At 53.5% G+C, this 23,859-nt stretch carries 21 protein-coding genes, 1 tRNA gene, 1 rRNA gene and 2 pseudogenes; 17 read left to right on the top strand and 8 right to left on the bottom strand.

The annotated features are described in order from the left end of the window. Positions 1–105: 105 nt before the first annotated feature. The 3 genes and pseudogenes from rrf (at position 106) to V6L79_RS24725 (ending at position 2,396) form a co-directional block, all read left to right on the top strand. Positions 106–221 (top strand): 5S ribosomal RNA (gene rrf / locus V6L79_RS02535). A gap of 294 nt (positions 222–515) precedes the next feature. Beyond that, positions 516–1,541: pseudogene (locus tag V6L79_RS24730) on the top strand (cache domain-containing protein); the annotation flags it as partial. Between the two features lie 69 nt (positions 1,542–1,610). Then, on the top strand, positions 1,611–2,396 hold the full coding sequence (locus V6L79_RS24725; RefSeq protein WP_395247549.1) for a methyl-accepting chemotaxis protein: 786 nt from the start codon (positions 1,611–1,613) through the stop codon (positions 2,394–2,396). A gap of 46 nt (positions 2,397–2,442) precedes the next feature. On the opposite strand, the gene V6L79_RS02525 is transcribed toward V6L79_RS24725, so the two are convergent. Continuing rightward, positions 2,443–3,141, bottom strand: coding sequence for a GntR family transcriptional regulator (locus V6L79_RS02525; protein WP_261740259.1), 699 nt, complete (start codon positions 3,139–3,141; stop codon positions 2,443–2,445). A gap of 246 nt (positions 3,142–3,387) precedes the next feature. Here V6L79_RS02525 and V6L79_RS02520 point away from each other — a divergent pair, with 246 nt between their 5' ends. From V6L79_RS02520 to V6L79_RS02480, 9 genes are all read left to right on the top strand, one after another. Beyond that, positions 3,388–5,004, top strand: coding sequence for a glycosyltransferase family 39 protein (locus V6L79_RS02520; RefSeq protein ID WP_321837344.1), 1,617 nt, complete (start codon positions 3,388–3,390; stop codon positions 5,002–5,004). Further along, on the top strand, positions 4,985–5,236 hold the full coding sequence (locus V6L79_RS02515) for a DUF2789 domain-containing protein (protein ID WP_261740257.1): 252 nt from the start codon (positions 4,985–4,987) through the stop codon (positions 5,234–5,236). The genes V6L79_RS02520 and V6L79_RS02515 overlap by 20 nt, the downstream gene beginning before the upstream one ends. A gap of 106 nt (positions 5,237–5,342) precedes the next feature. Then, positions 5,343–5,774 (top strand): MarR family winged helix-turn-helix transcriptional regulator, encoded by a 432-nt coding sequence (locus V6L79_RS02510; RefSeq protein ID WP_261742520.1) that lies wholly within the window; start codon positions 5,343–5,345, stop codon positions 5,772–5,774. Beyond that, positions 5,771–7,861 carry an FUSC family protein gene (locus tag V6L79_RS02505; protein WP_321835106.1) on the top strand — a complete coding sequence of 697 codons (2,091 nt, stop codon included), beginning with the start codon at positions 5,771–5,773 and terminating at the stop codon, positions 7,859–7,861. The genes V6L79_RS02510 and V6L79_RS02505 overlap by 4 nt, the downstream gene beginning before the upstream one ends. Next, the gene (locus tag V6L79_RS02500; RefSeq protein ID WP_261740254.1) at positions 7,858–8,067 is read left to right on the top strand and encodes a DUF1656 domain-containing protein; all 210 of its coding nucleotides are present in this window, start codon (positions 7,858–7,860) and stop codon (positions 8,065–8,067) included. The genes V6L79_RS02505 and V6L79_RS02500 overlap by 4 nt, the downstream gene beginning before the upstream one ends. Continuing rightward, positions 8,064–8,966, top strand: coding sequence for an HlyD family secretion protein (locus tag V6L79_RS02495; RefSeq protein WP_261740253.1), 903 nt, complete (start codon positions 8,064–8,066; stop codon positions 8,964–8,966). Before V6L79_RS02500 ends, V6L79_RS02495 begins: the two co-directional genes overlap by 4 nt. Beyond that, a complete protein-coding gene (locus V6L79_RS02490; RefSeq protein ID WP_261740252.1) occupies positions 8,963–10,408 on the top strand; it encodes an efflux transporter outer membrane subunit in 1,446 nt (481 codons plus the stop codon). The genes V6L79_RS02495 and V6L79_RS02490 overlap by 4 nt, the downstream gene beginning before the upstream one ends. A gap of 109 nt (positions 10,409–10,517) precedes the next feature. Next, complete coding sequence (locus tag V6L79_RS02485; RefSeq protein ID WP_261740251.1) at positions 10,518–11,162, top strand: NADH:ubiquinone oxidoreductase subunit N; 645 nt, start codon at positions 10,518–10,520, stop codon at positions 11,160–11,162. Between the two features lie 129 nt (positions 11,163–11,291). Further along, entirely contained in the window at positions 11,292–12,773 is a 1,482-nt protein-coding gene (locus V6L79_RS02480; protein WP_261740250.1) for a YdgA family protein, read from the top strand. An 88-nt stretch (positions 12,774–12,861) separates the two neighbouring features. On the opposite strand, the gene V6L79_RS02475 is transcribed toward V6L79_RS02480, so the two are convergent. Beyond that, positions 12,862–13,278, bottom strand: coding sequence for a VOC family protein (locus V6L79_RS02475; RefSeq protein WP_321837342.1), 417 nt, complete (start codon positions 13,276–13,278; stop codon positions 12,862–12,864). A gap of 159 nt (positions 13,279–13,437) precedes the next feature. Continuing rightward, positions 13,438–13,528: transfer RNA gene (locus tag V6L79_RS02470), tRNA-Ser, on the bottom strand. Between the two features lie 434 nt (positions 13,529–13,962). On the opposite strand from V6L79_RS02470, the gene V6L79_RS02465 reads away from it, so the two are divergent. The 5 genes from V6L79_RS02465 to V6L79_RS02445 all read left to right on the top strand — a co-directional run bounded on the left by V6L79_RS02465 (position 13,963) and on the right by V6L79_RS02445 (position 21,966). Then, positions 13,963–15,003 (top strand): hypothetical protein, encoded by a 1,041-nt coding sequence (locus tag V6L79_RS02465; RefSeq protein WP_338579774.1) that lies wholly within the window; start codon positions 13,963–13,965, stop codon positions 15,001–15,003. Between the two features lie 1,414 nt (positions 15,004–16,417). After that, positions 16,418–17,968 carry a class I SAM-dependent DNA methyltransferase gene (locus V6L79_RS02460; RefSeq protein ID WP_338579773.1) on the top strand — a complete coding sequence of 517 codons (1,551 nt, stop codon included), beginning with the start codon at positions 16,418–16,420 and terminating at the stop codon, positions 17,966–17,968. Continuing rightward, positions 17,961–19,577: a restriction endonuclease subunit S gene (locus V6L79_RS02455; RefSeq protein WP_338579772.1), complete on the top strand. Its 1,617-nt coding sequence runs from the start codon at positions 17,961–17,963 to the stop codon at positions 19,575–19,577. Before V6L79_RS02460 ends, V6L79_RS02455 begins: the two co-directional genes overlap by 8 nt. Beyond that, entirely contained in the window at positions 19,574–21,157 is a 1,584-nt protein-coding gene (locus tag V6L79_RS02450) for an AAA family ATPase (protein WP_338579771.1), read from the top strand. The genes V6L79_RS02455 and V6L79_RS02450 overlap by 4 nt, the downstream gene beginning before the upstream one ends. Next, positions 21,157–21,966, top strand: a complete 810-nt coding sequence (locus V6L79_RS02445) for a hypothetical protein (protein WP_338579770.1) — start codon at positions 21,157–21,159, stop codon at positions 21,964–21,966. The genes V6L79_RS02450 and V6L79_RS02445 overlap by 1 nt, the downstream gene beginning before the upstream one ends. Positions 21,967–22,144: 178 nt before the next feature. Here V6L79_RS02445 and V6L79_RS02440 read toward each other — a convergent pair whose 3' ends face one another. The 5 genes and pseudogenes from V6L79_RS02440 to V6L79_RS02420 form a co-directional block, all read right to left on the bottom strand. Beyond that, positions 22,145–22,714 (bottom strand): chromosome segregation protein SMC, encoded by a 570-nt coding sequence (locus tag V6L79_RS02440; protein ID WP_338579769.1) that lies wholly within the window; start codon positions 22,712–22,714, stop codon positions 22,145–22,147. A 10-nt stretch (positions 22,715–22,724) separates the two neighbouring features. Next, a pseudogene (locus V6L79_RS02435) lies at positions 22,725–22,994 on the bottom strand (hypothetical protein); the annotation flags it as partial. Next, positions 22,984–23,271, bottom strand: coding sequence for a DUF3077 domain-containing protein (locus V6L79_RS02430; RefSeq protein ID WP_338579768.1), 288 nt, complete (start codon positions 23,269–23,271; stop codon positions 22,984–22,986). The gene V6L79_RS02430 and the pseudogene V6L79_RS02435, both read right to left, overlap by 11 nt. Continuing rightward, on the bottom strand, positions 23,268–23,558 hold the full coding sequence (locus tag V6L79_RS02425) for a hypothetical protein (protein ID WP_338579767.1): 291 nt from the start codon (positions 23,556–23,558) through the stop codon (positions 23,268–23,270). Before V6L79_RS02425 ends, V6L79_RS02430 begins: the two co-directional genes overlap by 4 nt. After that, a complete protein-coding gene (locus V6L79_RS02420) occupies positions 23,555–23,713 on the bottom strand; it encodes a hypothetical protein (RefSeq protein WP_338579766.1) in 159 nt (52 codons plus the stop codon). The genes V6L79_RS02425 and V6L79_RS02420 overlap by 4 nt, the downstream gene beginning before the upstream one ends. Between the last annotated feature and the right edge of the window lie 146 nt (positions 23,714–23,859).

Here is a 23,859-nt window from a genome sequence, read left to right as displayed (position 1 = left end):
TTAAATTCCAAAATCCCTGTCTGCTCACGCAGACGGGGATTTTGTTTTTGTATAAGTCCCAAGTTTTCGCAGGTACGTTTTGATAACGGATCTGCCACAGAATTTCTTGACGACCATAGAGCATTGGAACCACCTGATCCCATCCCGAACTCAGTAGTGAAACGATGCATCGCCGATGGTAGTGTGGGGTTTCCCCATGTGAGAGTAGGTCATCGTCAAGATTGAATTCCGAAACCCCTGTCTGCTTACGCAGACAGGGGTTTTGTTTTTGCGCGATGTAAATCCTCAGCGCACATCAATTTTCTAGCCCCTCTCCAATACCACTCCAGAAAGCCGCGCTTGCGCTTTCGTCGGAATAAACACATTGCCAGTAAAAGTGGCTAAGTATTCCGCACATGGTGCCGACAGCCTGTTAAGCACTGCGTGCGTGCAGAGCCGCCAAAAGGCGGCTTGTGCGGCTACTCGGAATATCGCCCCGTACGCATCCTCCCTATTGGCATAAGAAGTCCCATGCTATGAATCTCAAGTTCAGCCATAAAATCCTTTTGGCCGCTTCAGGCGTCGTGGTTCTGGCGTTTGCGTTATTCACTTTGTACAACGACTACCTGCAGCGGGATACGATCAAGCAAAACATCGAATCCTCGGTGCAGCAGTCTGGCAACCTGACAGCCAGCAGCGTTCAGAATTGGCTCAGTGGCCGCATCCTGGTACTGGAGAGCCTTGCACAAAACATTGCCCACCAAGGCGCTCAGGCTGACCTCCCTGGGTTGGTCGACCAGCGTGCATTCACCTCTAACTTCCAGTTCACCTACGTCGGGCAAGCCAATGGGGTATTTACCCAACGCCCTGATGCCAACATGCCTGAAGGTTATGACCCCCGCGAGCGCGCTTGGTACAAGCAGGCTGTAAACGCAGGTCAAACCATGCTCACGCCACCTTACATGGCAGCTGTGGGTGGACTGATTGTGACCATCGCCATGCCAGTCAAAAAAGGTGGTGAGTTGCTGGGTGTAGTGGGGGGCGACTTGAGCCTGGACAGCCTGGTCAAAATCATTAACTCGGTCGACACAGGTGGCCTGGGTTACGCATTTTTGGTGAGTGGTGATGGTCAGGTCATCGTCAGTCCGGATAAAGATCAGGTCATGAAAAACCTGAAGGATATCTACCCGTCCAGTTCCCTGCGGATCGAAAAGGGTATCCAGGAAGTGAAGCTCAATGGTCAGGAGCGGATCATTGCCTTTACCCCGGTGACGGGCCTGCCGTCTGCTGATTGGTACATTGGCCAATCGATAGACAAAGGCAAGGCTTACGCACCGCTGTCCAAGTTCCGCACATCTGCACTGATTGCGATGTTTATTGCCGTGGCAGCGATTGCGTTGCTGCTGAGCTTGTTGATCCAGGTCTTGATGCGCCCGCTGACTACCATGGGCCGTGCGATGCAGGACATCGCCCAGGGTGAAGGTGATTTGACGCGTCGCCTGGTGATTGAGAACAAGGATGAATTCGGCGAGTTGGCCGGCTCGTTCAACCAGTTTGTAGAGCGTATTCACGCGTCAATCAGTGAGGTGTCCTCAGCCACCCGCCAGGTGCATGACTTGTCCCATCGCGTGATGGCATCGTCCAACGCATCCATTGTCGGTTCGGACGAGCAGAGTGCTCGCACCAACAGCGTAGCCGCAGCCATCAACGAGCTGGGTGCCGCTACCCAGGAAATCGCCCGCAACGCCGCAGACGCATCACAGCATGCCAGCGGTGCCAGCGAGCAGGCAGATGATGGTCGTAAAGTTGTTGAGCAGACCATTCAGGCCATGACCGAGCTGTCGCAGAAAATCAGCTTGTCGTGTGCGCAAATTGAAACGCTGAATGCCAGTACCGACAATATTGGCCACATTTTGGATGTGATCAAAGGTATCTCGCAGCAAACCAACTTGTTGGCCCTCAACGCAGCCATTGAGGCAGCGCGTGCGGGCGAAGCGGGACGAGGCTTTGCCGTGGTGGCAGATGAGGTGCGCAACCTCGCTCACCGCACTCAGGAGTCGGCAGAGGAGATACACAAAATGATCACCTCGCTGCAAGTGGGGTCCCGTGAAGCAGTCAGCACCATGAATGCGAGCCAGGTTTCCAGCGAGGAAAGCGTAGAGGTGGCCAATCAGGCGGGCGCTCGTTTGATCAGCGTGACCCAGCGTATCGAGGAAATCGACGGTATGAACCAGTCGGTTGCCGCCGCTACCGAGGAGCAAACCGCCGTGGTCGAAACTCTCAATGTGGATATCAACCAGATCAATCTGCTCAATCAGCAAGGTGTGGTGAATCTCAACGAAACGCTCAAGGACTGCGATGCGCTGTCGCAGCAAGCCAGCCGCCTCAAGCAATTGGTCGACAGCTTCAAAATCTGAGGCGCGGATCAATAATGAGTTACCCACAGCCCTGGCATTTTAAATGTCAGGGCTGTTTTGCTTTCTGTGTATCCAGATAGTGGGTTATGGCCTTTACGCCGCGTTGCAGATGCGACTCAAGCTCCGCAATGCACGCTTCGATATCTCGGGCTCGGGCGTGATGCAACAACGCTCGGTGATCGTCCTGGCATAACTTGCCAAGGTTCATTTGCTTAAGGTTAAAGCGCAGAAAGCGCTCTTCTTCAATAAGCCCTGTCTCAATTAACGCCAACAGTTTCTTATTCGGTGCCTTGCAGTAAAGCGTCTGATGAAATTGCCGGTTGAGTGTGCCGATTTTGCCGAAATCTGTTTCGACTTCGAGCGCCTCGATATAGCCCTCGGCCGCTTCAAAATCTTCGTCAGCCAACAATGGCACTGAAAGGCGTAGCGCTTGAGCTTCGAGCAATAAACGCAGCTCATAAGCGTGCAGCGAGTTGTCTTCGATCAAAGGGGCAACCACGGCTCCTTTGTATTGCACAACCTGCAACAGGCTTTGGGCTTCAAGTTGACGCAATGCCTCGCGAACTGGCATGCGGCTCACGCCAAATAGTTGTGCCAATGCCTCTTGGCGAATCGCAGTGCCACATGGCAAGCGCCCATCAAGAATAGCGTTGCGCAAGGTCTCTTCAATCACCGGTCGCGCCAAATGAGCGGGTATGGGGCCTGAGACAACTATGCTGCTTAGAGGATTGTTTTTGACGGTCACGTTGGGATTACCTGCACCGAAAGTTCAGCACGCTTGTTTGGATCCAATTCAAGTTAGGTAGTGACCCGATCCCTGTCAAACCTCGTTACGTCTAGTTTAGCGTGACTGCCAAAAAAGAGATTGCACGGTGCCACTATCTTTCTTGTTCAGGACCCTCCAGCACGCTCCCCTTTGTTGTGGTCTGGCCCTACAATCGCCGGAGTTAAAGCTGCCCAAATCGCAGCCTCAATGCACAGCAGGTGAAGGATGGGCGTACTCAGCAAAAACGACGTAGGTGAACAGGGGCTTCAACTACCTGCATCGTCCCGCAGTGCACTGACCCGACTGGTTCGCCAGCCGTGGTTGTGGTGTATTTTGCTATTGGCCTCAGGGGTACGGTTTTACGGTTTCACGACCTCTGCCATTTGGTGTGACGAGGGCTCCAGCCTGATGCTGAGCGACTACTCGCTCCCCGGTATCTGGTTTCATGCGGCGCACGATGTTCACCCACCTTTGTACTTCATGCTGTTGCACGGCTGGATAGCGCTGTTTGGTGACAGCCTGGTCTCGATTCGCACCCTGAGTGTACTGCCCGGTATCGCGACGGTATTGCTGGGGATATGGCTGGTACGGCTGATAGCCACTCAAAGGGCTGCGTTGCTGGCGGGCCTTCTGTTAGCACTGCTGCCGATCGCCGTACGCTACAGCCAGGAAGTACGAATGTACTCGTTATTGGGCATGTGGCTGATCGCAGCGACTATCGCATTGGTGTACTGGGTCAAGGCACCGCACAAAAGCCGCTATCTGGCCGTCTACACCGTGCTGATGGCGGCCGCGTTCTACACCCATTACTTCACCGCTTTCTGCGTGATCGCCCATTGGTTGTACCTGCTGCTCAGTGGCCGAAGCACGGGATGGCTGATCAAGCGCCCAGCCTGGTGGCTGGCCAACGCGGTCATTGTGTTGTTGTTTTTGCCATGGCTTCCCGGCCTTATCGACCTGCTGCAACACATGGATGAACTCAAGGCTGGCGGTGATGTGGGCTGGGAGCCTGCTGTCGAGGCCCGCTCCTTGCCAGCCATGATGTGGCAGTTTTTGCTTCAGGACGAAGGCGACAACCTCCCTTGGCCGCTGTTCTGGCTGGCACCGCTGTCGCTCTGTGCCGGGATAGTGTGGATGGCGGTACGTGACGCCACGCCGAATAAATTTCGCACGCTCGTGGCGACTTATACGCTTGTGCCCATATTGGCGATCTTTGCGCTGTCATTCATCTCGCCGCTGTTCATCGAGCGGTATCTGATGTTCGCGGCACTTGGCTTGCCACTGCTGGCCGGTATCGCAATTGACCACCTGCTCAAACACCGGCGCGCATTGGCTATCGCACTGCTGGCACTGTTTATCGGTACTGAGACAGTGGGGTTGCGCAGCAATTTCAGCGACGAGGCTGATCATTTTGACCGTCTGGTTGAGCGTGTGAACCAACAGTTCCAGCCCGGTGACCGAATCGTCGTCAGTGACCTGTTCTGGTACTTCAGCTACGTCTACTACAACAAGACCGGGTTTCAGCCCATGCTCTATACGCCCCCCTTGGAGGATGGCGCATCCGGGCGTCCGAATGACTATGGCTTTGGCACGTTGGTGAATGCTCACGGCAAAAAAATCTATGTGGATCGCCTGAGCGACCTGCAACCAGGAACGGGCCGTATCTGGTTGATCAGCAGCAAAGTGCAACCGGATGATTTCAGCACTATCCCCGCGGATTGGCACAAAGCGCAGGACTTGGCCGTCGATGACACGCAGGCTCGACTATATTTGACCTGCACCGCCGCCGAATGCGGCAGACAACCTGAACGGAGCCAACTCGATGCAAGCGCCAACCCATAGCCTCCCATCGTTGTTCAAGCAACTGGGGCTGCCGTCCAGCCCCGAAGATATTGAAAAATTTGTCACCACCCACTCGCCACTCAAACCTGATCTGAAGCTTGAAGATGCGTTTTTCTGGACACCCTCCCAAGCGGCATTCTTGCGTGAAGAGCAGCTTGAAGATGCGGATTGGGCTGAAATCGTCGATCAATTGAACTTGATGCTGCGCACAAAGCCGATCGCAGGTAAGTAGAAATAACTAGCAACACTTGACTGTGATCATCTGGCCGCGCAATATTAATAGTTAGCAAACTAACATTATGTGACGCATCTTGCCTGACACTCTCGATCTACTGCAAATGAGCATCAGCACCGGCATGGTGGTTGCGACTCGCCATTGGCGTCGTGTCTGCCAGGCCACGCTGGTCAATTATGGGATTTCCGAAGCCTGCGCCATGCCGCTGCTAATTATCGGCCGCTTGGGGGCAGGGGTGAGACAGGTCACCGTGGCCCATGCCGCCGGAATGGAAAGCCCTTCGTTGGTGCGTTTGCTTGATCAATTGTGTAAGGCCGGCTATGTGCGTCGCTGTGAAGATGCCAGCGACCGCCGGGCTAAAACCTTGAGCCTGACCGATAGTGGGCGGGCGTTGGTGCAATCGATTGAAGCCCAGCTTGTACAACTGCGACAGGCTGCGCTGGCCGATGTTTCAGTAGCTGATCAGGAAGCTGCATTGCGCGTCATCAAAGCCTTCGAAGCGGCCGTTCGATTGCCAGATGGAGCCGCATCTTGAACGGTTTTTTCAGCAACCTGCCCCCTGCCCGTGACTGGTTCTATGGGGTACGCACCTTCGCCGCGTCGATGATCGCGCTGTATATCGCATTGCTGATGGAAATGCCCCGCCCATATTGGGCGATGGCCACGGTATATATCGTCTCCAGTCCCTTTGTCGGGCCAACCAGTTCCAAAGCAGTTTACCGCGCCCTGGGCACTCTGATCGGCGCTGCAGCTGCGGTGTTTTTTGTTCCCTTATTTGTGCAAACGCCGTTTTTACTGGTGCTGGTGATCGCGCTCTGGACCGGCATTCTGCTGTTCCTGTCGCTCCACCTGCGCACCGCCAACAGCTACGTACTCATGCTTGCCGGTTACACCATGCCCATGATCGCTTTGCCGATTGTGGATAACCCGCTGAACGTCTTCGACATCGCGGTCTCGCGTACCGAAGAAATCATGCTCGGCATCGTCTGCGCAGCCGTAGTTGGCAGCATGTTCTGGCCTCGCCGCCTGACCCCGGTTTTCATCGACTCGGCTGCCAAGTGGTTTGCCGATGCGAGCAATTACAGCAAGCACTTTCTGGCCCGCGACGTAGAGCCGAGCAAAGCCAGCGGCCTGCGGGCATCGATGGTCACAACGTTCAACAGTCTCGAAATGATGATCGGCCAACTGTCCCATGAGGGCGCGCATCCGCAGACGGTGCGTAATACCAAAGAGCTGCGTGGGCGAATGATCCACTTGTTACCCGTGGTCGACGCCCTGGACGACGCACTCTATGCGCTGGAGCGTCGCGCACCTGAACTGCTCGACAGAGTCACGCCTTTGCTCGATCACGCTCAGGCGTGGCTTGAAAGCACCCGTCATGGTGCTCCGATCCAGCAATGGCAAGCGTTGCGCCATGAACTCGAAGCGTTGCAGCCCAGCGCAGCGGCGCTGGACGATCGCCGCCAGCTGGTGTTTTCCAACGTGTTGTATCGGTTAGGTGAGTGGATCGACCTGTGGCAGGACTGCCGCAGCCTGCAAGAAGCTATCTCGACCGGCAGCCAAGACATGTGGCGTGCGGTCTACCGGCACTGGCGCCTGGGCCGGCTGACGCCGTTTCTCGATCGTGGGCTGATGCTCTATTCGGCTTTTTCCACGGTGACCGCGATTGTCGTGGCCTCCGTGCTGTGGATATTGCTCGGTTGGACCGACGGTGCCAGCGCGGTGATTCTAGCGGCCGTGGCCTGCAGCTTCTTTGCGGCGATGGACGACCCTGCCCCGCAGATTTACCGGTTCTTTTTCTGGACCTCGCTGTCGGTACTGTTTGCCAGCCTGTATTTGTTTGTAATCCTGCCTAATCTGCACGATTTTCCGATGCTGGTACTCGCGTTCGCCGTGCCGTTTATCTGCGTTGGCACCCTGACGGTACAACCGCGCTTTTACTTGGGTACGTTGCTGACCATCGTCAACACAGCCTCGTTTATCAGCATTCAGGGGGCCTACGATGCAGACTTCATGGTGTTTATGAACGCCAATCTGGCAGGCCCCGTCGGCCTGTTGTTTGCCTTTGTCTGGACCCTGATTGCGCGTCCGTTCGGTGCCGAGCTGGCGGCCAAGCGCCTGACGCGCTTCAGCTGGCGCGACATCGTTAGCCTGACCCAACCGGCAACCCTGGCCGAGCACCGGCAAATGGGCGTGCAAATGCTTGATCGCCTGATGCAGCACTTGCCGCGTCTAGCCTTGACCGGGCAAGACACCGGCAGCGCCCTGCGCGACCTGCGGGTGGCGCTCAATCTTCTGGATCTGCTGGCCTATGCGCCAAGGGTCACGGGAGAGCCACAACGGTTGTTGCGTCAGGTGGTGAACGATGTGGGCGAATACTTTTGCGCATGCCTGAAGGCAGGTGAGCGTTTGCCTATGCCCCTGGGCCTGCAAATGACCATGGACCGCACCCGCCGCGCGCTCAACGCCAACGACCTGCAAGACGAAGGCGAGGCGCGGGTGCATCTGCTGCATGCCCTGAGCGGGCTGCGTCTGGCCCTACTGCCAGGCGTTGAATTTATTGTTGATAACGATGATCTGCCACACACCCAGGCCCAGAGTATTGATGGAGCGCCGCTATGATCGGTGACGTAGATATCAGCGGAGTGTTCCTGCCCACGCTCCTGGTGTTGATGGGCATCACCTACTTGTTGTTTTTGGTGGTTCACGCGTTACTCACGCGTGTGCACTTTTATCGTCTGGTCTGGCACCGGGCTTTGTTCAACGTCGGTCTCTACGCTCTGCTACTCGGCGTTGTGGATTCGTTTAGTCGATATCTGATGACATGAAAAAACCTTTACTGACCTTGGGCCGTGTCGTTCTCACCTTGCTGGTGGTGACGTTTGCCTGCGTCGTGGTCTGGCGCATGACCATGTATTACATGTTTGCTCCCTGGACACGCGACGCTCACATCCGCGCCGACATTGTGCAAATTGCCCCTGACGTGTCGGGCCTGATCAAGCAGGTGGATGTGCGCGACAACCAGCCTGTCACCCGTGACCAGGTGCTGTTTGTCATCGACCAGGAGCGTTTCAAGCTGGCGTTGCGCCAAGCTGAAGCAGCAGTCGCTGACCGCCAGGAGACCTTGGCCCAGGCCCAACGTGAAAGCCGCCGTAACAAGGGATTGGGCAATCTGGTCGCCCGTGAACAACTGGAAGAAAGCCAGTCCCGTGAAATGCGTGCCCAATCTGCACTTACTGAAGCTCAAGTGGCTGTGGACAGTGCCAAGCTCAACCTGGAGCGCACTGTTGTGCGCAGCCCGGTCGATGGTTATGTCAACGATCGGGCGCCACGGGTCAATGAGTTCGTCACCGCAGGTCGACCAGTGTTGGCGATTGTCGACAGCAGCTCGTTCCATATCGACGGTTATTTTGAAGAGACCAAACTCGACGGCATCCATGTCGGTCAGAGCGTTGATATCCGCGTGATTGGCGACAATGCCCGGTTGCGCGGTCATGTCGAAAGCATCGTGGCGGGTATTGAAGACCGTGACCGTACCAGCGGCCAGAACCTGCTCCCCAACGTCAACCCGGCGTTCAGTTGGGTACGGCTGGCGCAGCGGATTCCGGTACGCATCGTGTTTGACGACGTGCCTGAGGATTTCCGCATGATCGCCGGGCGCACCGCGACAGTGTCGATCATCGACGACTCGGCCAAGGCCAAACCTGCCCCGGAGAGCGCGCGATGAAAGCCGTTCACCTGGCAGCCGTAGGGCTGGGTTTGCTGCTGTCCGGTTGCCAGTTGCTTGGCCCTGATTACCAGTTGCCCAAAGACGCAGCGATGCAACGCCCGGATTTGCAGGGCGAGTTTGCAGGCGAGGGTGCCAACGTGGTGTCCGCGCCAATTCCCGATGACTGGTGGAAGCTCTATCAAGACCCCAAACTCAATGAGTTGGTGCGCCAGGCGCTGGCTTCCAACACCGATTTACGGGTCGCGGCGGCGAACCTGTCGCGGGCGCGTGCTCAGGTTGAGCAAGCGCAGTCGGCTGGTGGCTGGAGCGGTTCGGTGAAGGCGGGCGCACAGCGTCTGCAAGAGTCTGGCGAAGCTTTTTTGCTGGCGGATAAAGTGCCGGTGGCCAACGTCGGCGATCTGGGTATCAGCACCTCATACCAGTTCGACCTGTGGGGGACCTTGCAGCGCGGCATCGAGGCGGCCCAGGCCAATGCGGACGCTACCCAGGCTGCGGCGGACACCGCTCGAATCACCGTGGTTGCAGACGTCGTGCGTGCTTATACGCAAGTGTGCGCGGCCAACGAAGAGCGCCATATCGCGCAAGAATCACTGCAACTGCAATCCCAAAGTACGACCCTGATCCAGCGCCTGCGTGATGCTGGTCGAGGCGATGAAACCCAGGTCACGCGCTCCGAAACCCAATTCAGATCCTTGCGCGCCGAACTGCCGCGCTACGAAGCGCTGCGCCAATCGGGGCTGTTTCGATTGTCGATGTTGCTGGCCAAACCGCTGGACCAACTGCCAGCGGCTGTGAGCAGTTGTGCCGAGTTGCCGCACATCGTGCAGCTGTTGCCTGTGGGCGATGGAGCCGCGCTGCTCAAGCGCCGCCCGGACGTGCGTCAGGCTGAGCGCCATCTGGCGGCAGCGACCGCCGAGATCGGCGTAGCCACAGGCTCCCTGTATCCGGACATCAGCATCGGTGCCAGCATTGGTACAGTGGGGCTTCTGGAAAACCTGGGGACGGCCCCGACCAACCGCTGGGGCTTTGGCCCGCTGTTGAGCTGGACCATTCCGACTAACGGTTCGCGAGCGCGAATCCGCGAAGCCGAGGCTGTCACCCAAGGTGCATTGGCCAAGTTCGACGGCGTGGTACTCAACGCCATCCGTGAAACCCAGACCAGCCTCGTGCAGTACACCGCCTTGCTCCAACGCCGCGATGCGCTGGCCGAGGCCGGAGAATCGGCCAAAACCGCTGCCGAGCAAACCCACCAGTTCTTCCAGGCCGGGCGCGAATCGTTCCTTGCCGACCTGCAAGCCACGCGCACCTACACCGATGTACGCGCACAGTTGGCCACGGCCAACACCCAGGTTGCCATGAGTCAGATCGATCTGTTTTTGGCCCTGGGTGGCGGCTGGGAAAGTGGACGAACGCAAGCCCCTGCAAGCGCGAAACCCTGACAGCGTTGCTATGCTCTGAGTTATCGGTATCAGAACGATGGCTCAGGGCGTCTGCGGGTCTCTATAGCCCTCCTCATCGTGCAGACCATGCCTGATGGGGATACTAATAATGAAAAACCCTTATGCTCCCGGTTTCTGGTGTGCAGTGGCGGCAGTAGTACTGCTTTCGGCGACGTATTTCTACGGCATCATGCTGGCGCACCAAATCGACAAGGCGATGATCTTCCTCGACAGCGTCAGTGCCCTGATCGCCGTGCTGGCCATCGTGGTTGTGGCCTGTGCCTCGGTTCAAACCCGCCAAATCAAAAAGCGCCAGATCGCCCAAGGCCAGACCCGGGTTCTGATCTGGGACACCAAAGTCGCGCTACGTCGGGTCGAGACGGTATTCGATCGCTATTTCTGGGGCAGCTACTGGCAACCGGGCCGTACCTTCCAGGAGTTCATGGGCGAACTCACCGGCACCCCGCTGGAAAAAAGTCTCGATGCCTTGAAAACCCAATGCCTGAAACTCGACAAGGCCCTGCCATCCGAAGAACGCCAATGGCTCGACCACGCACGAGAGCTATCGGATGTCGCGGCAGCGATGGCCCGTGAGCGCTATCAACTGGATTATTCGGACGTTTCCTTCAACTCTGTAGGTGAAACCTGCATTGATCACGATCTGGAAGTTCTGGTGTACACCTGGAGCGCCAGCCTCAAGAGCTTTGACCATCAACTTGACGAAATAGACCAACATTACGCCCAGCCGGCATGAGGTCTGGCGTCACTCAAGAACAGCGCTTGCGCTGTTGCCAGTGTTAACCTGCTATCACTTTCGGCCCATGACGGGCTTGGCAAAGACCGCATTTTCTTTCAACACAACGGACATTGAACGGGTCAATTGATGAATAAACCATTAGGCGTACTGGCTGGGATTGTAGTTGTTGCAGGGGCACTGAACACTGCTGGTGCGTGGTACACCGGTACTAAACTCGAGGGTGTGCTGCAGACCTCGATTCAGCAGACCAACCAGGAGTTGGCGAAGCAACTGCAAGGCTCCACCACTCACGGCACGATCGAACTGGTTACCCTTGATCGCCACCTCTATAGCAGTACCGCGCACTACCGCCTGAAAATTCAGGACGAGGCCTCGGGCCCTGACGCTCCGCCGCTGGAACTGCTGTTTGTGGACAACATCGAGCATGGCCCGTTGCCGTGGTCGCGCATCAAGACGTTCAAGTGGATGCCAGTAATGGCGGTCAGCAATTACGCGCTGGAAAAAACCCCGTTTACTGAAAAATGGTTTGCCGCAGCCAAGGATCAGGCACCGCTCAAAGGCCAGGTCACGCTGGGTTACAACCGCTCGGTTGATGGTCAAATGGAGCTGCTGGCACTGGAGGCCAAGCTGGACGAGAACTCCAGCATCAGTTTCTCGGGGCTGACCATGGATGCTCAGGCCGATGCCGACGGCCAAAATATCAAAGCCAAAGGCTACATGGATCACCTCAAGATCAATGCAGCCTCGCTTGATAAGCCGCCAGTAGTGGTCGAGCTCAATGGTCTGACCTTGGCCAGCGACCTGAATAAAAGCGCCTATGGTTTTTATCTCGGCCAGAACGTGCTGGAGCTGACCGAAGGCCAATTGACCTTTGGCGTTGCTCAATCAGTAGCCAAAATCAAGAACTTCGAATACGCGGGTTCTGCTTCCGCCAATGGCAGTCTGTTGTCCGGGCGTCTGACCTACAACGTGGGCGACATCACCCTGGACGGCAAGCCAGTGGGTAGCGCGCAAATGGTCATGACTGCCAGCAGCCTGGACATTCCGGCCATGCAAGCACTGTTGCAGATCTACCAGACCAAGTTCCAGCCTCAAGCTGACGGCACCTTGCCGCAAACGCCGCTGACCCCGGCCGAGCAAGTCCTGATGCAGGCGCAGGTTGAAAAACTGCTGGCCGGTAACCCGCAGCTGGCGCTGGAAAAACTCACGGTCAAGACGGCCAATGGCGAAAGCCAGTTCAATGTGGCCGTGAGCCTGGCCAAGCCGGCTTCGTTTGAGCTGCCGCCTGTCGAAGTCACCAAACAGATGCTGACCACGCTGGATGCAAAGCTGCTGCTTTCCAAGCCGATGATTGCTGACTTGTCGGCTGTTCAGGCACAACTGGTCGGTCAAACTGATCCGCAAGCCGTTGCCAAAATGGCCAGCATGAACAGCGAGATGGCAGGTGTGATGGCGGTGCAAACCGGGCTGGCCAAGGTGGACGGCAACAACATCCTGGCATCGCTCAACTATGCGGCGGGCCAAGTGGACCTCAATGGTCAGAAGATGAGCCTTGAAGAGTTCATCACTGCAATGACGACCCGCTTTGGCGGTGTAGCCGCGCAGTAATAACCCTGTAGCTGAAAATCCAGTGCAGGAACGGGCTTGCCCGACTCCCGCACTGGATTTATGCCGTAGCCAACGCTCGTATTTCGAGTCACGCCAGCTCAGGCAACAAGGTCTTGGCAAACACAAAGCACAACTTGTTGCCCTCCGGGTCGCGGCAATACGCACCGTAATAGTCGTCACCATATTGCGGACGCTTGCCGGGTGGGCCCTCATCAGTTCCGCCCATTTGCATAGCCGTCTGCCATGCCGCATCAACTTGCTCGACCGAATGCGCGCCAAAACTGACCTGCACGCCATTACCCCAAGTCGCGGGCAATCCATTGATCGGCAATTGAATGTAGAACTGCGGCCAATAATGCCCAGGGCGGTGCCACCCGGCCCCTGAAGGGCTGCTGTCCTCTTCATCGAGGCCAAGACGCACCAACCCCAGCGTTGCGAGTACAGCGTCGTAAAACAGGGTCAATGCGGGCACGTCACGTGCACCGATCTGAATATGGCTGAACATGGGTCGTCCTCCGTAACGGGAAGATGGACTGTAGCCAGTTTTGTGCAGACGCGACAAAACCACGCGCAAATGCACGTCGGGATTACTTAAGAGGGAGGGGGGAGGAAACGCGGTTCCCTTGAACAAGGGAACGCATTTTGGACCGCGTGCAGCAAATAATGGCGGAGAACGGGGGATTCGAACCCCCGACACCCTTTTGAGGTGTACTCCCTTAGCAGGGGAGCGCCTTCGGCCACTCGGCCAGCTCTCCGCGAAACGCCGCGTATAGTAACCAGCCTTTCGTCAGTTGCCCATAGAAAATTTAATTTGGCTTACAAAGAGCTGAAAAATCCCGAAAAACAGGCGTGTAACGTCTTACCGGGTTCTCGGTAGCAGTCAAAAATGCTTGGGAAGATGTTGCTTTCGATCATCGGTTCCCAGGGCGGGAACGCTATTCCCTTGAACAAGGGATAGAAAATGGTGCCCAGGCGTCGTTTGAACTGGAGGCTAGTATGCCCGTATTACAAGGGCTTGCTAAGTGAAAAGATGGTTAGGCATACACGTGGGCATACACGGCGCTGGCTGTTGAAACTGCTTTGCTAAGGTATTCACGAGAGTGAGTCTTCGAGTAGCCTGAGTTCAGGGCCAGCCCAGCCGTTGGGATGGTAAGAATCATTGCGATAGGCGATGCGACGGAATTCATAAATGGATCTTTTTACCCCCATCGTTCCTGTAGAGCTACAGCACCCAAATTTTATCAGCGTTATGAGTCCTAGTCGGCTCGGAGAGAGAGAAGTCGTAGCGGGTTGGGCGGAAGGCTTTCCAGACCGCGATAACAAGTTTGTTCGGGAGTTCCAGACGACGTTTAACTCATCGTTCTGGGAGGTCTATCTTTATCGGCTGTTTAGGTCCTATTCGTTCGACTTGGATTGGTCTCACTCGAGCCCGGACTTTTGGCTTCATACACCTTACGGCGAGATCATTGTCGAGGCCGTCACCGCAAATGCTGCGGTAGGTACGGTGCCGGAATGGGAAAAGCCGACCATGATGACTGAGAACGTCAGAAAGAAAGAGTTTTGGCCGTTGAACAGGGAGGCAATCATACGGATTTCAAACGCGTTGCTTGCGAAGGTAAGAAAGTACGGGACCCATTACCAAAAATTACCCCATGTACCAGGGAAACCCTTCGTTATAGCTCTTGCCCCGTTTGAGCAGGCAGATTTCCAATACCAATACGATCGCCCAATGCGCGCGCTACTCTACGACGATTACGTAGATGAAGACGCGTACGTCCGCAATCCAGAACTATTCCCCGATGGCCCCCCAAGCGTGAGTCTTGGGGAAATAGAAAAAGACAATGGATCATCGTTCGATCTTGGCATTTTTGAGAATGATCAGTGGTCCGAAGTCAGCGCGGTCATTTTTTCTTGCGTAGCGACTTGGGGCAAGACGGTTGCTATGTCAAAGCATGCTCGGAACGGCTTCGTGGCAGCTACCTGGGGTACGACTTCGAGCGGAGAATCGGCTAAACGAATGAGCCGGATCGGAGTTCCGAGTGAAACAATTAGCGACGGCCTTCAAATATTCCATAATCCGCACGCAAAGAATCCACTCGATCTTCGAGTTTTTCGCCGTAAAGGCGTAGTGCAACACTATCGGTCAAATGCCGGGTGGGTCCGTGAAGGGTATGACGACTGCTTACAGACCCGGAGTACACATGCGTTTGGCCTCCCCCTCAAGGGGTGAGATCTGCGCATTACTTGAATACCTCTCGCTGCAACTTGACGATGTTCGAATGGGGATTCGAGTTTTGATCCCATGCAGTTTTTGAGGCATGGGTGTGGCCGTTTGGTGGCTGCTCAGGCCGGGGGACCCTGAGAGATTCAATACAGTACGGGGTCGGATACCCGCGACATCGTGGTAGCGGCAGCCGTACCAGCTTACTGAAATTTCAACGTTGAAATTGAAAGGATCTTGAAGCGAAAAGGGCATCGTTACCGGAACGGTAACGGTCCCCGATTGTGTTGAGGATAGTGAACCGTTCACTCAGTCAACTCGGTCAACCAGTCAACTAACTTTGAAACCCAGCCACTAACGAGATCTGGCGGGTTCTCTGCCCCGTGTCATTCATAAAGGCTCAGGGTCCCCGGCGACTTCCCAACATCTTGTGCAATTGCACTGGTGAACAGTGTGTTCACCCGGTTCACCTGTTCACTAAGCTGGGCAGCTGTCCGCTAACAAAGTCCGGCGGGTTACTCGCCCCGTGTCGAGGCGCATTTCTCAGGGGCCCCGGCTACCTTCGAAAACAAAGGGCAAAGCACAGGTAAAGAGCAGTTCACTAAGCTCTGTACTTAAGATTGCCCAGGTATCCGACACTCTACTTTTTGCGAGGCTCCCTACTCTTTTGACGTGCTGTCGAGCATTTGTTTTTTCGCTGATGGCATCAGGGTCAATGGGGTGCTGGGGTAGGGATGGCTAGAAATGGTGTAACTGGTGTTACAGGTGTGACGGTTTCTAATAAGCTATTGAAAAATATCACTATTTTATCTGTTACATCGCATTGGTAACGGGGCAGCTCTTTGGTGTTACAGGTGCAGCTCGTGTTACAAAATTATTAATCCGTCCTGAGCGCTCCAATCTCGATTGGAGTGGCTCAGCGACGGGATAGACCTTAGTAATCGTCAAGTCAGCCAGCAAAGAAAAATTGGAGTGCGCGAGAGCGTTTCTGCGACAACCTCCGAAAGCATCAGCCGTTCCTGTCGTCAATATTATTTTGCCATTTCGCCATCGGGCTGAATGTTGAGCAAAAGGTTCTCTACTTGCTCGATGATGGTAGCGTGAGTCTTCAGTCGCGGATCCAAATTGGATGCCTGCAGCAGGGTCTGACGCGTATCAAACTGGGGAAGCTTAAGCACTCATTTTGTTAGATCTAGGTCAGCAAACGTTGTCCCCTGAGCAGATTCAGGTACTCTACAAGCCTGCTAAGCAGAGGCCCAAAACTCCGAGGACAGCAGCGATACTGCCTAGAATCAGCAGTCCCGCCAACAGGCGACCTGTTGGAGAAGGAATCCCCATGTTAACCACCTCGTTGTGGGGAGCTGCACCGATTCAGATCACTTGGTTTGCCTCCGCTCTAGCCCCAACTTTTCAAGAGTTCCCCATGACCAACAGCGACATCGTCCAGAAGCTCTGGACCCTTTGCGACGTCCTTCGTGATGATGGAATCAATTACAGCGACTATGTCACGGAGCTGGTGCAATTGCTGTTCATCAAAATGGAGTATGAGCAGGTCCAGAACAACAAAAGCTTTGAACATAAGCTACCCGAAGGCTCGCGTTGGCCAAATCTGGCGGGTAATTCAGGTACCAACCTGCTTCACTTTTATCAGGGAATGTTGCTCAATCTCGGCAAAAGTCAGGATCCCCTAATAGCTGCAATCTATGCCGACTCCCAGACCAATCTCAAGGAAGAGCGTCATCTTGAGAGTTTGATCAAGAGCTTAAACAGCATTGATTGGTTCAGCGCCCAAGTGGACGGCTTGGGAGATCTGTATGAAGGTTTGCTAGAAAAAAACGCGAACGAGACTAAGTCAGGTGCCGGCCAATATTTCACGCCGCGCCCACTGATCGATAGCATTATTCGCTGCATAAAACCGCAACCCGGCGATACCATCCAGGATCCCGCTGCTGGCACAGCAGGTTTTTTGATCGCCGCTGATGCGTACATAAAACAGCACACAGACGACCTTCGCGACCTTGAAGACAAGGCCCGCCGATTCCAGCGCACCAGTGCCTACATCGGAGTAGAACTTGTCCCCGGCACCCGCCGATTGGCACTTATGAATTGCCTTCTGCACGGTATGGAAGGCAACGCTGAAGGGGTGGTGCGCTTGGGTAACGCCCTAGGTGAGACAGGTGCTGGGCTGCCCAAGGTGGACATTATCCTCTCCAATCCACCGTTTGGCACCGCGAAGGGCGGCGGCGGGCCAACCCGTGAGGATCTCACCTATCGCACCAGTAACAAACAATTAGCTTTCTTGCAGCATATTTACCGCGGTCTCAAGCCTGGTGGCCGCGCTGCTGTAGTATTGCCTGACAACGTTTTGTTTGAAGCTGGGGTAGGCACCGAGGTTCGCCGTGAACTGTTAGAAAAGTGCAACCTACACACGATTCTGCGGCTACCTAGCGGCATTTTTTACGCACAAGGGATAAAAACCAACGTACTGTTTTTTCAACGAGGAACTTCGGTTCGCCCTAACCAAGACGAGGGCTGTACCCAGCGCGTTTGGATTTTCGACCTGCGCACCAATATGCCGGGCTTCGGCAAGCGCAATCCTTTCGGTGCTAACCACCTCAAGTCTTTCGAAGACGCGTTTGGAAACGATCCTGACGGTAATAGTCTTCGTGCTGAGAATGTGGAGGGTATCGGTGACGCTAGCCGCTTCCGCGTCTTCACCCGTGAACAAATTAGAGAACGCGGTGACTCTTTAGATATCAGCTGGCTAAAGAACTCCGATAGTGTGAATGCTGCTGACCTACCTGCTCCAGAAGTGTTGGCCGGAGAAGCGATGGCAGAGCTATCCGAAGCCCTGCGGGAATTGGACGTACTAATGCAAGCTCTTGGTGCTGGAGACGAAGCCAATCAGCAAAAACAGCTCCTTGCGGAGCTGATGGGGTTGGCGATTGCTGATAGGAACTCTGGGGATGAGTGAGTTACCTGGAGGTTGGGTCCAGGCAGAAATTGGCACATTATGCAATTTGATCAACGGGCGAGCATTTAAACCTAAAGAATGGACAAATGTGGGATTGCCGATTATCAGGATTCAGAACCTGAATAAACCTAATGCTCAATTCAATTATTTTTCCGGGTTGTTAGCAGAGAAGCACCTTGTTAAGAAAGGGGACTTGCTTTTCGCATGGTCCGGAACTCCAGGCACTTCGTTTGGTGCGCATATCTGGAATGGTGACGATGCTGCACTTAATCAGCACATTTTCAAATTTGAATTATCAGGAAAAGATATTGATCGCGGTTTTTTATGCCATGCGATAAATCAGAAGTTGGATGAGTTGGTTAACTCGGCTCAAGGAGGAGTCGGGTTGCGTCATGTGACCAAAGGTACATTTGAGAGAACGAAGATCGCCTTCCCCCCGAGGCTTGAGCAGACCTTAATTGTCGAAAAACTTGATGTTTTGCTTTCTCAAGTAAACTTAATAAAAAAACGTGTAGATTCAATTCCTTCGTTGCTAAACTGCTTTCGCCAATCCGTTTTGACATCCGCCATTTCCGGAGAGCTAACGGAAGAGTGGCGTAGCCAGAATGGTATTCGGATTGGTGAAAGCAATTCAACTGGGTGGGTTTCTAAGTCGCTTCCTGAGTTAGGTGAGTTAGGTCGTGGAAAATCCAAACATCGGCCCCGGAATGACAAAAGGTTGTTTGGAGGCAAATACCCATTCATCCAAACTGGAGAGGTAGCCAATTCCACTGGCCGAATAAATCAAGCCAGAACCTTTTATAGTGAGTTTGGGTTGGCTCAGAGTCGACTATTTCCTAAAGGTACACTTTGCATAACAATTGCCGCAAATATTGCGGACACCGCGATTCTCGAAATGGATGCATGCTTTCCGGACAGTATTGTTGGCTTTATCGCAAACGAGAAAGAATGCAGCACTCAGTTTGTTAAATATCTCATTGATGCTAACAAACAAAATCTTGAGGATTTTGCACCAGCTACAGCGCAAAAAAATATAAATATGAAGGTGCTGAACGAACTGGTTTTTCCGATTCCGCAACTCTCTGAACAAATTGAAATTATCCGCCGCGCTGAGCATTTTTTCAGATTCGCTGACCAGCTTGAAGCCAGGATCAACGCCATTAGATTCCGCGTTGACCAGCTGGGCAAAAGCATTCTGGCCACTGCCTTCAGTGGTGAACTTACCGCAGATTGGCGTGTTGCCAACGCAGCTTTGATCAACGGTGATAACTCTGCCGAGCGCCTTCTTGAAAAAATTAAAACCGGACGCGAGACGACGGAATTACAATCAAAGAAGAATAGTAGCCGCGAAATAAAAAAGGTACAAAAGCGAATGAGCAAGAGCATTATTACTGTGGCTGAAGCACTAAAAAATGCGGATAAAGCGCTGACAGGTCAGGAGCTCATGGCTGCGGCTGGATATAACAGAGATAGCAAAACAGATCGGTTGGAGCAGTTTTTTCTTGATATTCGAGATGCGCTGGAAACAAGGGAAATAACCAAACTTCTGCGCGACGAAAATGGCCAAGATTGGTTTTCGTTGAGTAAAGAGAATGAGGTCCGGCGATGAAAGTGGATAAGCTTAACATCCGCTCACGCTTTAAAAATCTCGAGAACGTCACAATCGAGTTTGACGAGCACAACCTGATGACGGTGTTGGTAGGTCGTAACGGTTCGGGTAAATCTAATGTCCTTGAGGCGTTGGTAGCAATTTTTCGAAATCTAGACTTGGGTGAGTCCCCGCTTTTCTCGTATCTGATTACGTATCGTTTAGGGCAAAGAGATAGTGATCGCTGGCAGGAAGTTTTAATTGATGCTGATCCTTCTCGTGGCTCACTAGCAAAACAATACGAAGTTAAAATTAGGGATCTGAGCAGAAAAGAAGCAACTGGCACAGCTGTTTCGGATAATGAATGGATAGTATTGCCATTTTCTAAAGTTAAGCGGGATAAGGAAGGAAGCGCAAATTTTCTTCCAAAGTACGTATTTGCTTATTATTCCGGGCCAAGCGATCGCTTGGAAAGATACTTTAGAAAACATAGGACTGATTTTTACAGCAGACTATTAAATGAAGAGCTAGATTTAAAGGGTGATATACGCCCTTTGTTTTACGCCAAGCCTTATCATAGTCAGTTTGTACTACTCGCCTTTTTCTTGTCTGAACAAGATAGCGTAGAGAAGGAGTTCCTGCGAGAGCATCTGGGCATTGAAGGGTTAGATAGTATTCACTTTGTAATGCGAAAACCTGGATGGGCAAAGCAGAAAGATGAGCTCTTCTGGGGGGCTCGTGGTGTAGTACGACGATTTTTGGATGATTTAATAAAGTTTTCCATAGCTCCAGTAAAGGTTACCAGGCAGGAAGATACTTCGCTAACGGGGAGCAAGATTAATAATGAGTTCTTTCACTTGTTTTTACCCGATGTGACTTCCTTGCGTGAGTTTGCGAGAGGGCTGACACCGGATGAGCTTTTTAAAATGCTTGAGAGCACATTGCTTTCTGAAATAATATCTGAAGTTAGTATACGAGTGAAGGTCGTCAGTAACAGTACTCCGCTTACTTTTAAAGAGCTTAGCGAGGGAGAGCAGCAGCTCTTAACAGTGCTAGGGCTTTTAAAATTTACCGGAGGTAAGGATTCGCTATTTTTGCTGGATGAACCGGATACTCATTTAAATCCCTCGTGGGCTGTAAAATATCTAAAATTTTTACGAAAGTTTGTTCCTAGTCATGAGACTAGCCATTTATTGATGGTGACCCATCACCCGCTGGCGATTGCTGAGCTGGAAAAGCAGCAAGTTCAAGTAATGTGGCGTGATACACAGTATCAAGTTCATGCTAAAGAACCAGACGAAAGCCCAAGAGGGATGGGCATTAATCTAATTCTGCGTAGTGATATGTTTGACTTGAAAACAACGCTCGATGATGTGACGCAAGATAAGTTAACTGCGCGGAATAGACTGGCTAGTAAAGAAGTCCTATCACAAGAGCGGATCCAGCATGAGCCAGGATATCCAGCTGAAACAGAGGAAGAGTACCTATCTCGTCTAAATGTAGAGTTGGCTGAGTTAGGTTTTAACTTGTCCGCAGATGACTCGGATTTTGTTGATTTCTTGCGGGAAAAATATCATGGTGAAGCTGGCGGAGCGAGCTGATGCGGTGGATTTGTAAGGAGTATATAGAGGAGAGCTTATCTGAAGCTTGGCGAGAGACTGCTCGAAACGCTAGGCAGGAGTTACTTGACGCGCCAAACTCGATAGAGCGAAAAAAAATATTAAAAAAGGTATCGTCTTCAGGAATCTGGCGAACTTTTTACGATCATCTACCTGAAAATCTCAAGAAAAAGTGTTGGTACTGCGAAGCTGAAGATATTCGTTCCGACACGCCGGTAGATCATTTTCGCCCAAAAAACAAAGTAGAAGATGAAGCCGAGCACGAGGGTTACTGGTGGCTGGCTTTTGAATGGGACAACTATCGATGCGCGTGTACCTTTTGTAACAGCAGGCGAAAGTTTGATGAAACGGAAGGGGGGAAAGCATGCAAGTTCCCATTGGCCAATCCTGGTGGCAGGGCTTTTACACCCGCTGATTATATAAAGTTAAATTCGGAAATTCCCGATTTTTTGGACCCTTTCGATCCGGATGACGAAAAGCTTCTTTGGTTTGATAACGATGGTAAGCCAGAGCCAAAACCAGACGCGACTGTGGATGAAGAGCGAAAGGTATTGAACTCAATCGATATTTTTCATTTACATGAAACGCGAATAAACAGGGCCAGGAATAAGGTTAGAATTGATATCGAAAAAGAAGTAGCAAAGATTCGAAAAGGCCAGGATGTTCGTGAAGCCAAATCTACACTGAGAAGAATGGTGCTTGATACTGAAAAACTTTCAAGAGCTGCTGTTGTGTATTTGCGTGCTCATCGTGATTTGGTTGAGGTGAGAGATATTTTGCAGTTGTATTGATTTTAAATAAATGTGTGGAAGACTTGATATATTTCAAGTCAATAGGTTGTTGCACTACGTAGAATTGGCGACTAATGCATCTCGTTTATTCGCAGCATCCTATGTTTAGTAAGAGTGTTTTCTTTTAAAAAACCGACTTATGTCGGCTTTTTCGGGGTGTTCAGCTTAGCTTTTCCGGCTATCGAGCCAGAATCTCCATAATGTCGTAATTTGCCCGCTGAGATATATCGCGTAACTGCCAGTGGCCATAATCTTCACCTAGTTCGGGGATGCTGAGTTTCAAGAACGCTATTCCATCACGCCCGATGAAACTTCCGGCCGCATACAGTTTAGCCCCCACATCCAGTAATTGCCGTGCGGCAGCATTCCACTTTTCCTCCAGGGCGTAATGCGCCACGTACAAGGCGGAGCTTTCGAGTTTTCTGTACTCCTCTTCTGCTTCAATAACGTGTTTGTCCACCGTCACCAGTTCCTCCTCAAGCGCGGTGATAATCAGTTGTTGCCGCCGGTTATGTTCAGTGGCTGCTACGAGGTTTTTGGCGGCTTTCTGCGCATCATTACTCGCATTATTTTCGCCTTCTTCATCACCCCACGCTACAGCCCTGGCATAGGCTGATGCTGCCTCTGTTTCGGCTTGTCGTGCTTTGCTCATATCCTCGACAGCTTTCTTGCCGATCTGCTCCAATCGGACGCTAAGGCTCTCGCGTTTGGCAAGAAGCTCTTCCTTATCGGCCTTCCAGTTTTCCATGCCTGAGATGTACTCGGCTACCGCCGTCGAGGTAGCGCACCAGATCGATCAGGTCGCCGCCTTTGTCTCCGGTGGCAAAATCCGCCCAGGTGCCTTTGCTCAAGTTGACCTTGAGGGAGCCGGCGCGCTTGTCGGCGCGGGTTGGATTGGCTGCGGTGTATTCCTTGCCGCCGTCTATGCGTTTGCCGTTGGGCAGCCAATGAGTAAGTACCCGGGAGATCTCTTTCAGAGCGGCCGCTTTCACGTCGGCGAAGCTGGGGCGTTTCGCTTTATTGGTCATGGCCAGCCTCCACTCGTAGGAGGGCAGTGGTCACATCATCGATCACCGCCTTGCCCATCTCACTGAGGTAGTGAGCGGCCATCGCGCACTGCTCGATGTTGTCGCCGTGGGTGGCCAGGAGCGTCATGTAGTTCGCGCAGCTCAGCAGGTCGGAGGCGTATTCAAGCGCGTCGGAGAGCGGTACGCCGGCACTGAGCCGAAATAGGGTCTGATTGGGTTGCCCGCATTGCGCGAAAGTGGTTGCGCCTTGGGTGGTGACGCTTGCTTGAAAGCTCATTGCGCACCTCCGGTTTTAGCCCGAGGAAGAGAAGTCGCATCGCCATGCAGGGTCAGGGTTTTGATCAGGCCCAGTGTTCCACGCACGTCCCATATGACGGCGGCCAATACGTGATTGGCCAGACGAGGTCTGTCGCTGTCGCTTTCGAAGTGGTCCTCGAGCAGGGTCAGCACTGAGTCGGCGCGGTTAATGGCGCAGGTGATGGCGTCAATCGGAATGCCGGCCTCGACATCGTTGCTGACGTCGAGCAGGTCTTCGGGCAGGGAACAGCTCAGGGCGTAGTTCATTGGGCACCGCCTGCGGTTTCGAGCGCGCGGGCTTTGGCCATATGGGCGTTGTATCGGGTGAGACGTGTAGCGAGGCTGGAGTTGGCGTGTAAAGCGGCGAGAGCCATTGCACGATGGGCAGCGGCGCGATTTTTGGACGGATCGATAGTGATCATTTGATGTAGCTCCCGAATCAGAGGAGCCACCACAACCTGCCGCCAAGCAGGAATGGGTGGCGAATTGCGCAAGATTGGCGGACCGGTGATTCAGGAACCCGGCGCACCCGAAGGTGCTCCTGCGCAACTCGCCATAACGCATAATC

Source organism: Pseudomonas sp. ML2-2023-6 (assembly GCF_037055265.1).
Classification (GTDB): Bacteria; Pseudomonadota; Gammaproteobacteria; order Pseudomonadales; family Pseudomonadaceae; genus Aquipseudomonas; species Aquipseudomonas kulmbachensis.
The sequence above is the reverse complement of the archived record's forward strand: the minus strand, read 5'-3'. Positions and strand labels throughout refer to the sequence as shown.